At 62.6% G+C, this 12363-nt stretch carries 11 protein-coding genes; 2 read left to right on the top strand and 9 right to left on the bottom strand.

Annotated features, from left to right (window positions below; genetic code table 11):
* Positions 1-262: 262 nt before the first annotated feature.
* The 5 genes from EOB80_RS19445 to dusB all read right to left on the bottom strand — a co-directional run bounded on the left by EOB80_RS19445 (position 263) and on the right by dusB (position 7653).
* Positions 263-1624, bottom strand: coding sequence for a sigma-54 dependent transcriptional regulator (locus EOB80_RS19445; RefSeq protein WP_023812026.1), 1362 nt, complete (start codon positions 1622-1624; stop codon positions 263-265).
* A complete protein-coding gene (locus EOB80_RS19450; RefSeq protein ID WP_164762666.1) occupies positions 1614-3899 on the bottom strand; it encodes a PAS domain-containing sensor histidine kinase in 2286 nt (761 codons plus the stop codon). Before EOB80_RS19450 ends, EOB80_RS19445 begins: the two co-directional genes overlap by 11 nt.
* A 129-nt stretch (positions 3900-4028) precedes the next feature.
* The gene (gene ntrC / locus EOB80_RS19455) at positions 4029-5489 is read right to left on the bottom strand and encodes a nitrogen regulation protein NR(I) (RefSeq protein WP_127322922.1); all 1461 of its coding nucleotides are present in this window, start codon (positions 5487-5489) and stop codon (positions 4029-4031) included.
* Entirely contained in the window at positions 5486-6628 is a 1143-nt protein-coding gene (locus EOB80_RS19460; protein WP_127329035.1) for a nitrogen regulation protein NR(II), read from the bottom strand. Before EOB80_RS19460 ends, ntrC begins: the two co-directional genes overlap by 4 nt.
* Entirely contained in the window at positions 6625-7653 is a 1029-nt protein-coding gene (gene dusB / locus EOB80_RS19465) for a tRNA dihydrouridine synthase DusB (protein WP_127329036.1), read from the bottom strand. The genes EOB80_RS19460 and dusB overlap by 4 nt, the downstream gene beginning before the upstream one ends.
* 244 nt (positions 7654-7897) lie before the next feature.
* On the opposite strand from dusB, the gene EOB80_RS19470 reads away from it, so the two are divergent.
* On the top strand, positions 7898-9127 hold the full coding sequence (locus EOB80_RS19470; RefSeq protein ID WP_127329037.1) for a bifunctional 2-C-methyl-D-erythritol 4-phosphate cytidylyltransferase/2-C-methyl-D-erythritol 2,4-cyclodiphosphate synthase: 1230 nt from the start codon (positions 7898-7900) through the stop codon (positions 9125-9127).
* Positions 9124-9606 (top strand): CinA family protein, encoded by a 483-nt coding sequence (locus tag EOB80_RS19475; RefSeq protein ID WP_127267304.1) that lies wholly within the window; start codon positions 9124-9126, stop codon positions 9604-9606. The genes EOB80_RS19470 and EOB80_RS19475 overlap by 4 nt, the downstream gene beginning before the upstream one ends.
* On the opposite strand, the gene EOB80_RS19480 is transcribed toward EOB80_RS19475, so the two are convergent.
* From EOB80_RS19480 to EOB80_RS35375, 4 genes are all read right to left on the bottom strand, one after another.
* Entirely contained in the window at positions 9603-10067 is a 465-nt protein-coding gene (locus EOB80_RS19480; RefSeq protein ID WP_127329038.1) for a type II toxin-antitoxin system RatA family toxin, read from the bottom strand. The genes EOB80_RS19475 and EOB80_RS19480 overlap by 4 nt on opposite strands.
* A 12-nt stretch (positions 10068-10079) precedes the next feature.
* The gene (gene lipA, locus EOB80_RS19485; protein ID WP_127329039.1) at positions 10080-11045 is read right to left on the bottom strand and encodes a lipoyl synthase; all 966 of its coding nucleotides are present in this window, start codon (positions 11043-11045) and stop codon (positions 10080-10082) included.
* A 137-nt stretch (positions 11046-11182) separates the two neighbouring features.
* Positions 11183-11440: a GlsB/YeaQ/YmgE family stress response membrane protein gene (locus EOB80_RS19490; protein WP_023812036.1), complete on the bottom strand. Its 258-nt coding sequence runs from the start codon at positions 11438-11440 to the stop codon at positions 11183-11185.
* 89 nt (positions 11441-11529) lie between these two features.
* On the bottom strand, positions 11530-12363 hold an 834-nt coding region (locus tag EOB80_RS35375), incomplete at its 5' end, for an FAD-dependent oxidoreductase (protein ID WP_245466390.1).

Below are 12363 nucleotides of genomic sequence, written 5' to 3' on the forward strand. Positions count from 1 at the left end.
TATTGTCCACCGGGCGAAGCATGCAGAGATTCGTATTTGTTCGATCCCCCTTGGGCCATTTTAATAGCAGCCATCGCTGTGATCGTTGTGGCCAAGGTCCTCACGTATTTCAGGACAAGGCGGAAGCCGAAATAGAAAAGGCCCGCCGGCCGGAGCCAGCGGGCCTTCACTTAGTTTCAGGCTAAGAGGACGTAGATCGCCAAGAGGGAAAGCGCTACGCGCTTTTCCCGGAAAACCGTTTCACACTTTTCCTGGAATTGCTCTAGACGCCCAGCGACTTGAGCTTGCGGTGCAGTGCGGAGCGCTCCATGCCGATGAACTCGGCGGTTTTCGAGATGTTGCCGCCGAAACGGTTGATCTGGGCGATCAGGTAGTCCTTCTCGAACTGCTCACGCGCTTCGCGCAACGGCAGCGCCATGATGTGCTGGTCGGATTGATTCGGCGTGCGCGGCATGACATCGCCGATCTCGGCCGGCAACAGATCGGCGGTGATCGGCGCATCGACGTCGTCGCCGCGCGCAAGGATCATCAGGCGCTCGACATTGTTGCGCAGCTGGCGAACGTTGCCCGGCCAGTTGTGCGCCTGCAGCACGGCCAGCGCGTCGTCGCCGATGCGGCGCGGCTTGATGCCGGCCTGGCGGGCGATCTGCTTCATGAAATTGTCGACGAGGTAGGGAATATCCTCGCGCCGCTCGGCCAATCCCGGCACGATGACCGGAACCACCGCGAGGCGATGGTAAAGATCCTCGCGGAAACGCCCGTCGGCAATCATCGCCTCGAGGTTCTGCGAGGTCGAGGAGATGATGCGGACATCGACCTTGACCCGCTTGGTTCCCCCTACCCGCTCGAACTGCTGCTCGACCAGCACGCGCAGGATCTTGTTCTGCGTCTCGCGCGGCATGTCGGCCACCTCGTCGATGTAGAGGATACCGCGATGGGCCTCCTCCAGCGCGCCGACCTTGCGCTCGACGCCATTCGATTCGGTACCGAACAGCTCGATTTCCATGCGCTCGGGCGTGATGTTGGCGGCGCTCAGCGTCACGAAAGGTGCGCTCTTGCGCGCCGACAGCGTGTGGATGGCGCGCGCGGCCAGTTCCTTGCCCGAGCCAGACGGTCCGATGATCATCACGCGGCTGTTGGTCGGCGCGACGCGTTCGATGGTCTGGCGCAACTGGCTCATCGCCGACGACATGCCGATCAGATCGAAGGTTTCGCCGCTGCGCAGCTTGAGGTCGGAAACCTCGCGCCGCAATTTCGAGGTCTCCAGCGCACGCTCGGCAATAAGGATCAGCCTGTCGGCCTTGAACGGCTTTTCGATGAAGTCATAGGCGCCGCGCCGGATGGCGGAGACCGCCGTTTCGATGTTGCCGTGGCCGGAAATCATCACCACCGGCAAGGTCGGATGCATGGTCTTGATCTCGTCGAGCAGCGCCAGCCCGTCCAAGCGCGAGCCCTGCAGCCAGATATCGAGGAAAATCAGCCGCGGCGCGCGATCAGCTATAGCAGCGAGCGCGCTGTCGGCATCGAATGCCGTGCGGGTTTCGTGACCTTCGTCGCTCAGTATGCCCGCGACGAGTTCACGGATGTCTTCCTCGTCATCGACGATGAGAATATCAGACGCCATTACCGACCTTTTCAGTTTCTCTTTCGTTTTCCGCCCTGCTTTCGCCGCGCGGAGCCGTTGCGGCCGCAGGCGGCAGGATGATGCTGATCATCGCGCCGCGCCCATCGTGGAAGTCCGCTGGAGCATCGTGTAGTTCCAGCCTGCCGCCATGGTCCTCCACGATCTTCTTGACGATAGCGAGGCCAAGTCCGGTGCCCTTCTCGCGTGTGGTCATGTAGGGCTCGAGCAGCCGTTGGCGATTCTCGCGCGGCAGGCCTTTGCCATTGTCGATGACGTCGATTCGAATCGCACCATTCTGGCGCCCGGCTTGAATCCGGATTATGCCGTGCGAACCGTCCTTCTGTTCCAATCCGTCGATGGCCTCGGCGGCGTTCTTGATCACATTGCCGAAAGCCTGCGCCATCAGGCGGCTGTCGAAAGTGCCCTTGAGCGGCTCGGTGCCGAAGATCCGCTCGAAAGTGATGTCGGCGCGGCTGACCTCGACCAGGAACGAGGCCTCACGCAGCGATTCGCGCAGATCTATCGCCTTCATCTCGGGCTTTGGCATGCGCGCGAACGCCGAGAATTCGTCGACCATACGGCCGATATCCTCAACCTGACGGATGATGGTGTCGGTGCATTGGTCGAAAACCTCGCGGTCCTCGGTAATCACCTTGCCGTAACGGCGCTTGATGCGTTCGGCCGAGAGCTGGATCGGCGTCAGCGGGTTCTTGATCTCGTGGGCGATACGCCGCGCCACATCCGCCCAGGCCGACGAGCGCTGCGCCTGAACCAGGTCGGTGATGTCGTCGACCGTCACGACATAGGATTTTTCCTCCGAGCCGTCGTCGCCGGCCTCGATGGTGATCTGCACGTTGAAGGTCCGCTCGGCACCGGCGCGGTAAAAGGTCACCTGCTCGCGATAGACGGGTTTGCCGGACTTGCGACCGATCTCGAAGACGCGGCCGACATGCGGCAGCACGGCGGAAAGATTCTGCCCAAGGGCTGCGCTGGCCGAAATCGCCAGCATCGCCTCGGCCGAGCGGTTGACGATGGTGACGATGCCGTAAGGATCGACGCCGATGACGCCGGCGGTAACGCCGGCAAGCACGGCTTCCGAGAAGCGGCGCCGTTCGTCGATCAGGTCCTTGGCCGACAGGATCTCATTGCGCTGCGATTTCAGTTCGAGAAGCATCTTGTTGAAGGTATCGCCGAGCGAGGCGACATCGCCGTCCGAAGGCCTGACGGGAACCGCGACGTCGAGATTGCCGGTCGCCACCTCGTCGGCGGCGCCGATGAGCTGGCGGATAGGCCGCACCAGACGGTCGGCGACCGCAATGCCGGTCCAGATCGCGGACAGGATGATGATGAGCGTCAGCGACAGATAGGGCAGCGCGAAGGCCACCTGCGAGGTACGGCGGTTATCTTCCAGCCCCCGATATTCGTCGGTGTTGGACCTGACGATCTGCCTTGCCTTGATCACTTCGGGATCGACGAGCCGAATGGTGTAGAGGTAGAGTCCTTCGATCTCCCGCAGCTTGACGATGGCGCCCATGATGTTGCGCGTTTTCGGTTCGATCAGCACCGGCTTGCCGTCGGCAGCGCTGGCCACCGCGCCTTCCGGCGGCTCGGGCATGGCGAACTCCGTATCGGTCTTGGCGCTCATGACGAAAGAGCCGTCCGGCTTGATCAGCGCCGCATGGGCCAGCGAACGGCCCACGGCTTCCTTGTTCATCAAGTCAAGAAAGCCGGTACGATCAAGGCCGTAGAGCGTGCGCGACGCATCGAGATCATAGGCCATGGACAATGTCGTGCCCTGGAGGTTGCGGGCATTTTCCTGGACATAGGCGTCGGCGATCGAGAGGGATGAATTGACGATCGTCTTGGTGCGGATCTCGAACCAGCGGTCAAGGCCGATGTCGAGCGTGATCGAGGCAATGATGGCCACCATGATGGCGGGAATGGCGGCAACCAGGGCGAACATGGCGACAATGCGCACATGCAGCCGCGAAGCGGCCTTACCATGCCGGCGCGCCATCAGGATGCGGTGCACCTCACGCCCGACCAGCGCGATAAGAAACAGGACGAAAGCCGCGTTGAGGGCAATCAACGCCAGCGTCGTCGACTCGTTCGGTGTGATCGGCGTGGCGCCAACGAGGATGGTGAACGAGATCGCCGCCGTCATCAGCGCGCCGACGACCGCGATCACACCCGGCAGCGCAAGCAGCCGGCGCCCATCACGAGCGCCGGGTTCGCTGAAGAGCGGTTGGTTTGTTGTCGGTGCCTGCGGAGCCATGTCGCCGTCTAGAGCCATGATTGCGTCGGATGTATGCAACGCATTGTGGCGATTATGCAACAAGTGTGACCGAGACGGAAATCTTTCGCGAGCCGATCCCCTGAAAAGAGCGCGGGCTCAGATCAAGGCTCAGCCCTGCCGCGATGATTTGTAGACGTTGACGCCGAGCTCGCGGATCTTCTTGCGCAGCGTGTTGCGGTTCAAGCCCAGCAGTTCCGCAGCCTTGATCTGGTTGCCGCGCGTTGCCGTCATCGAGGCCAGGACGAGCGGAAACTCGACCTCGGACAGGATGCGCTGATAAAGCCCCGCCGGCGGCAATTCTCCGGCAAAGGAAGCGAAATAGCGCTGCAGGAAGTGCTCGACCGCCTGCCCGATCGACAAATCGTCGGGGATCAGATTGCCGCCACCCGGCACCACCGGACGTTCGCCGGTCTTGAGCTCCGCCTCGATGATCTCGGCGGAAATCTCGTCCTGCGAATAGAGCGCGGCGAGCCTGCGAACCAGGTTTTCCAGTTCGCGCACATTGCCCGGCCACGGATAGCGCTTCATCAACTCGATGCCGCCGGAAGAAATGCGCTTGGTCTGCAGGCCTTCCATTTCGCCGAGCTTGAAGAAGTGGCGGACGAGGTCCGGCACATCCTCGGAGCGCTCACGCAGCGCGGGCAGCCGGAGCGGCACGACGTTGAGGCGATAGAAAAGATCCTCGCGGAAGAGCCCCTGGTTGATCAGCGTGCGCAGATCCTTGTTGGTGGCAGCGACGATGCGCACGTCGGTCTTGATCGGCGTGCGTCCGCCGACCGTGGTGTACTCGCCCTGCTGCAGCACGCGCAGCAGGCGCGTCTGCGCCTCCATCGGCATGTCGCCGATTTCATCGAGGAACAGCGTGCCGCCTTCGGCCTGCTCGAAGCGGCCGGTCGAGCGGTTCTGCGCGCCGGTGAAGGCACCCTTCTCGTGACCGAACAGTTCCGATTCGATCAGGTCACGCGGGATCGCCGCCATATTGATGGCGACGAAGGGGCCGCCGCGGCGGCGGCCATATTCATGCAGCGCGCGCGCCACCAGCTCCTTGCCGGTGCCGGATTCGCCCGAGATCATCACCGTCAGGTCGGTCTGCATCATGCGCGCCAGCATGCGGTAGATATCCTGCATGGCCGCCGAGCGGCCGACCAGCGGCATCGCGTCCGGCTGTTCTTCCGGCCGCGCATCGATCTTCGGCCGACGCGGCTCGGAAAGCGCCCGGTTGACGATGTTGAGCAGTTCGGTCAGGTCGAAGGGCTTGGGCAGATATTCGTAAGCGCCAGTTTCGGAGGCGCGGATCGCCGTCATGAATGTGTTCTGGGCGCTCATGACGATAACCGGCAGCTCCGGCCTCGCCTTCTTGATGCGCGGCAGCATGTCGAAGGCGTTTTCGTCCGGCATCACCACATCGGTGATGACCAGATCGCCCTCGCCCGCCGCCACCCAGCGCCAAAGCGTCGAAGCGTTGGAGGTGACGCGCACCTCATGACCGGCGCGTGAAAGCGCCTGGTTGAGGACGGTGCGGATCGCCGCGTCGTCGTCGGCGACGAGAATATTGCCGCGAACGGTCATTTGAGGTCTCCTTCGCCGTCATCATCGGCGCCGTTTGGCGCTTCTTTCCAGGCCGGCATCAGGATGCGGAATGTGGTGCCGCGCGGCGTCGATTCGCATTCGATGATGCCGCCATGCTCGCCGACGATCTTGGCGACCAGCGCAAGACCCAACCCGGAGCCGTTCGGCTTGGTGGTGATGAACGGGTCGAACAGGATCGGCAGGATGTCTTCGGAGACGCCGGAGCCATTGTCGCGCACGCAGAATTCCAGCGGCAGCGACACGCGGTCCTGCGTGCCCGGAACGGAAACACGGATGCCCGGCCGGAAGGCGGTCGACAGCACGATCTCGCCCTGCGGGTCGCTGCCGATCGCCTCGGCAGCGTTCTTGACCAGGTTGAGGAACACCTGGATGAGTTGATCGCGGTTGGCAAACACCGGAGGCAATGAAGGATCATAATCCTCCATTATCTTGATTTTCTTGGCAAAACCGTTCTTGGCAATCGCCTTCACATGGTCGAGCACGACATGGATGTTGACGGGATAGCGGTCGATCGGCCGCTCGTCGGAAAACACCTCCATGCGATCGACCAGCGACACGATGCGGTCGGTCTCGTCGGTGATCAGCCGCGTCAGCGCGCGGTCTTCGTCGGAAGCCGACAGTTCGAGAAGCTGGGCCGCGCCCCGGATGCCTGAGAGCGGGTTCTTGATCTCATGGGCAAGCATCGCCGCCAGACCGGTCACCGAACGTGCGGCACCCCGATGCGTCATCTGCCGGTCGATCTTGTCGGCCATCGACCGTTCCTGGAACATCACCACGACGGAGCCCGGATATTCCGGCACCGGCGCGACGTAGAGATCGACGACCTTCTCGATGCCGAGACGCGGCGACGACACGTCGACCCGATACTCGTTGACCGGAGCCCGACGCTCGCGCACCTGATCGACCAGCGTCAGCAGCGGGCTGCCGAAGGGAATGAGTTTTGACAGCGTGTTGCGGGCGAGCATGTTTGCACTCGAGCGAAAGAAGTCTTCCGCGTCGGCGTTGGCGAAGGTGATGAACCCCTCCTCGCTGATCATGATCACCGGGCGACGGATGGTGTTGAGCACGATCTGGGCGGCATCCGCCATTTCAGCGCCCTGGCCGGCGGCGGCGTTCATGCGGCGCTCCGCAGGTTCAAGGGTTGCGGATCGCGCGAAAACACATCGCGCAGCAAGGCAATGACGCGTGCGGGCTGGAATGCGGTCAGTATGGCCTTTCGGCTGTCGTCGGCGACGCCGCCAGCATGCCGATCAAGATACCAGCCAAGATGCTTGCGCGCCTGGCGCAGGCCGCTTTCGGCGCCGTAGAGCGCCAGCATGTCCTCATAATGGGCCACGATGTAGTCGGCGACCGCCGTCGAGTCCCGTGGCATGTTTGGCGTCGCCTCGCCGGTCGCTGCGGCCGCAATGCCGCCTGCGATCCAAGGCGCGCCATAATGGGCACGGCCGATCATCACGGCGTCGGCACCCGATTGATCGAGAATGTCGGCCGCTTCCGCCGGCGAAGAGACGTCACCATTGGCGACAACCGGGATGGACACGGCTTCCTTGACGCGGGCGATGGCGCGCCAGTCGGCCTTGCCCCGGTAGAACTGGCAACGCGTGCGGCCGTGCACGGTCACCATGCTGACGCCGGCCTGTTCGGCGCGGCGCGCGAGCATCGGCGCATTGAGCGCGCCTTCGTCCCAGCCAAGCCGCATCTTGACCGTCACTGGCACCTCGACCGCGCCGACAACGGCGTCGATCAGCGACAGTGCGTGGTCGAGGTCCAGCATCAATGCCGAACCCGCATAACCGCCGGTGACCTTCTTGGCCGGGCATCCCATGTTGATGTCGATAATGTCGGCCCCCTCACCGGCGGCGATTCTGGCACCTTCGGCCATGTGCATCGCCTCACGGCCTGCCAGCTGAACCATATGGACGGGCAGGCCGGAGTGGCGTATGCGCAGGTTGAAACCGGCCCTGCCCTTGGCAAGCTCGCCGCTGGCAACCATTTCGGACACGACCAGGCCCGCTCCATGCGCGTGGGCACGCTGCCGGAATGGCTCGTCCGTAATCCCCGACATCGGTGCGAGGAGCACGCGATTGCGGATTCTCACGCCACCGACATCGAGCGGCGCGGCCAATTTGGTCAAGTTAACCATGCACAAAAACCAAGCACCTTCATTCGTTGCACATTCTCTAGCCACAACCGGCGCAATGTGCAACGCGGAATGACGCCACATTAAGGCGCAATTGGGAAAATGCCGGCCTTCGGCTTTGGCCGCGACCAAAGCGCCGCGCGTCGCTGAGGACGCGCAAAAGACGCTTTGGAATTTCATACTTAGCGCACGATCTTTCCGAAAACCGATTACACTTTTCGGGATCGTGCGCTAGGACCAAACAGGCATGACTGACGCAAGTGAAAATCACGTTTCGGGTGCGGACGGCAAGGTCGCGGTGGTGATCGTTGCGGCCGGCCGTGGTGCGCGCGCCGGACAGGCCAACGGACCGAAGCAATATCAACACATTGGCGGCTTTGCCGTCATTGCACACACGCTGGACATTTTTCTGGCCCACCCGCGGACGAGCGAGATCGTCGTCGCCATTCATGCCGATGACCATGAGCTGTTCCGGCAGGCGGCGGGCGCCAATGCCGAGCGCGTCGTCGCCATCATGGGCGGGGCGACGAGGCAGGAATCCGTTCGGCTCGGCCTGCTTGCCCTTAGAGGCCACGCGCCGGCGCAGGTCCTGATCCATGACGCCGTGCGTCCGTTTGTCGATGCGGACCTGATAGATCGCACCATCGCCGCCATCGGCGAGCGCGAGGGCGCGTTGCCCGCTTTGCCCGTCGCCGACACGCTGAAGCGCGAATCGGCCTCCGGCGTGGTTGGCGAAACCGTATCGCGCAGCGGGCTTCACGCGGCGCAAACGCCACAAGGCTTTCCGTTCTGGCCCATTCTTGCCGCGCACGAGAAAGCCCATCATCTGGGAAAAATGGATTTTACCGACGATGCCGCGATCGCCGAATGGGCGCATATTCCCGTCAAGATCGTTCCCGGCTCGCCGGACAATGTCAAACTCACCTGGGCACGGGATATTGCGATGGCGGACCAGCGGCTTTCCGGCGAACGCGTGCGCTTTCCCGACATCCGTACCGGCAATGGCTACGACGTCCACGCCTTCGAACCGGGAGACCATGTCACTTTGTGTGGCGTCGCCATAACGCACGACAAGAAGCTGTCCGGCCATTCCGACGCCGATGTCGGTCTGCACGCCTTGACCGATGCGCTGCTGGCGACTTGCGGCGCCGGCGACATCGGCACGCATTTCCCGCCGTCCGACCCGCAGTGGAAAGGCGCTGCGTCGCGCATATTCGTCGAGCATGCGGCAAGGCTGGTGCGCGCGCGCGGCGGCCGCATCGCCAATGCCGACATCACGCTGATCTGCGAAGCGCCGCGCGTCGGCCCGCATCGCGAGGCCATGACCGCAGCCCTTTCGCAGATGCTGGCAATTACGCCGGATCGCATCTCGATCAAGGCCACAACCAATGAGAAGCTCGGCTTTGTCGGGCGCGAGGAAGGCATTGCGGCGATCGCCACCGCCAGCGTGGTGTTTCCCGGCGAGGTGCCGGAATGACCCACAACGAGCTGGCAAATGCCCTGCTGCAAGCCTGCCAGAGACGCGGCATCATGCTGGCAACGGCGGAAAGCTGCACCGGCGGCATGATCATCGCCGCGTTGACCGACATCGCCGGCTCGTCCGCCGTGATCGATCGTGGCTTCATCACCTATTCCAACGAAGCCAAGATGGACATGCTCGGCGTTTCCGCCGCCACGCTAGGGGCGCATGGCGCGGTTTCGCGCGAGACTGCGATTGAAATGGCGGCAGGCGCGCTTGCCCGTTCGCGCGCCGGGCTGACCCTGGCGGTCACCGGGATCGCTGGGCCTGGCGGCGGTTCGGCGGAAAAACCGGTCGGCCTGGTCTGGTTCGGGGTTGCGCTGGACGGCCGACCGATTGTCGCCGAGCACCAGCTCTTTGCAGACAAAGGCCGCGATTTCATTCGTCGCGAAACGGTCCGGCAAGCGCTGGAGTTGGGCCTGCAAGCACTCGGCTAACCCTGGACCCGGGGTGCTGCACCGTAGATGACGTCGGCGCGCTTCTCAAAGGCTTCGGCGAACATGCGGAAGGCGCGATCGAACATGGTCCCCATGACCGCGCCCAGAATACGGCTCTTGAACTCGTAGTCGATGAAGAAGCGGACGGTGCACCCGGCGCCGTCCGCTTCGAAACGCCAGACGTTGCTCAAATATTTGAACGGCCCGTCGATGTACTTCACCTCGATGGTGTTCTCGGCGGGCTTCAGCAGCACCTGCGTCGTGAAGGTTTCGCGGATCGCCTTGTAGCCGATGCTCATGTCGGCAAGCAGAACCGTGCGCCCGTCACGCTCCTTGCGCGAGCGAACCGTCAGCGCTTCGCAAAGCGGCAGGAATTGCGGATAGGATTCAACATCGGCGACCAGCGCGAACATCTGCTCGGGTGTATGGGATACGCGTCGGGTGGCTTCGAATTTTGGCATGAAACCAGCGGGTTAAGCTGTTTTCTTGAGAATCGCTTCCCGTGCCGCACGCAGCTTGGCGAAATCGTCGCCGGCGTGATGCGACGAACGCGTCAGCGGGCTGGACGCCACCAGCAGGAAACCCTTGGTCCGGCCGATCGTCTCGAAAGATTTAAACTCCTCCGGAGTGACGAAGCGGATCACCGGATGGTGCTTCTTCGACGGCTGCAGGTACTGGCCGATGGTCATGAAGTCGACATTGGCGGACCGCAGATCGTCCATCAGCTGCAGGATTTCATTCCGTTCCTCGCCCAGCCCCACCATGATGCCGGACTTGGTGAAGATCGACGGATCAAGCTCCTTGACCCGCTGCAACAGCCGGATCGAATGGAAATAGCGGGCGCCCGGACGAACCGTCAGATAGTTCGACGGTACGGTTTCGAGATTGTGGTTGAAGACGTCGGGCTTGGCGGCCACGACGACCTCCAGCGCGCCGTCCTTGCGCAGGAAGTCGGGCGTCAGGATTTCGATCGTCGTCAGCGGCGTTGCCGCCCGGATGGCGCGAATGACTTCGGCGAAATGCTGCGCACCGCCATCGGCGAGGTCGTCGCGATCGACCGAGGTGATGACGACATGGGTCAAGCCCATCTGCTTGACCGCATGCGCGACGCGGGCAGGCTCATCGGGGTCAAGTGCTGTCGGAATGCCGGTGGCGACGTTGCAGAAGGCGCAGGCGCGCGTGCAGATCTCGCCCATGATCATGAAGGTGGCGTGCTTCTTTTCCCAGCATTCGCCGATGTTGGGGCAGCCGGCCTCTTCGCAGACCGTCACCAGCTTGTGCGATTTGACGATTTCGCGCGTTTCGGCATAGCCCTTCGACACCGGCGCCTTGACGCGGATCCAGTCGGGCTTGCGCAGCACATCCTGATCAGGCTTGTGCGCCTTTTCCGGATGCCGCAAGCGCGGGGCGTTGGCGATCGTATCGAGGACAGTGACCATCGGGAAACCTGGTTCATTCGCGACGCCAGTCAGGCGTTCGCTGTCATAACGTCATCTAGGACTTTTCAACGCAAAGAAAAAGGCCGCCGCGGCGCATGCCGCAACAGCCTTTTTCGCATGGCAACTCTTCAGTGATGCTAACGGCGCACAAGACGCCCGGCCCAGATCAGCAGGCAGGCACCGATAAAGCCGGTGATGAGATAGGCAATCCAGCCGACGCCGAACGGGCCAAAATTGAGAGCCTGCAGAATGGCGTTCAGCACGACCGCGCCGACGATGCCCATAACGATGTTCATGAAGATGCCGGTGTTGCTCTTCATGAACATTTCGGCGAACCAGCCTGCCAGGCCGCCGATGATGATGGCTGCTATCCAGCCGACGCCATTCAGGTGCATATGCCTTCTCCTTGTGTGATGCGTGGAAACGCATCCGCAAACGAAGTACCTTGCCGCCGGGTTCCATCTGTAGCAGCGCTTTCAATCTATCAGGCGTTGAGCGCGCGGCCATAGGCGTCGAGCACGCTTTCCTTCATCATCTCCGACAGCGTCGGGTGCGGGAAGATGGTATGCATCAGCTCTTCCTCGGTCGTCTCCAGGTTCATCGCCACGACAAAGCCCTGGATCAGTTCGGTCACTTCGGCACCGACCATGTGGGCGCCGAGCAATTGACCGGTCTTCTTGTCGAAGATGGTCTTGATGAAGCCCTGATCCTCGCCAAGGGCGATGGCCTTGCCGTTGGCGGCGAACTGGAAGCGGCCGACGCGGATGTCCTTGCCCTCGGCCTTGGCTTTCGCTTCCGTCAGGCCGACCGAGGCAACCTGTGGATTGCAGTAAGTGCAGCCCGGGATCTTGAGCTTGTCGGTGGCATGCACGCCGGGAAAATTGGCGATCTTCTCGATGCACACCACGCCTTCATGCTCGGCCTTGTGGGCAAGCATCGGCGGGCCGGCGACATCGCCGATGGCATAGATGCCCGGCACGTTGGTCTTGCCGTAGCCATCGATGACGACGCAGCCACGCTCCGTCTTCACGCCAAGCGCCTCGAGTCCGAGGCCCTCGATGTTGCCCTGCACGCCGACGGCCGAGATCATCCGATCGGCGGTGATCTTCTCAACCTTGCCGTCCTTCATCTCGACATGCGCCGTGACCGAATTGGGATCCTTCTCGACCTTGGTCACCTTGGCTTCGAGGATGATCTTCATGCCTTGCTTCTCGAACTGCTTCTGCGCGAATTTCGAGACTTCGGCATCCTCGACCGGCATCACCGCAGGCAGCAGCTCGACCACCGTTACTTCGGCGCCCATGGTGCGGTAGAAGGA

The sequence above is a fragment of the Mesorhizobium sp. M7A.F.Ca.MR.245.00.0.0 genome (assembly GCF_003997415.1).
Taxonomy (GTDB): domain Bacteria; phylum Pseudomonadota; class Alphaproteobacteria; order Rhizobiales; family Rhizobiaceae; genus Mesorhizobium.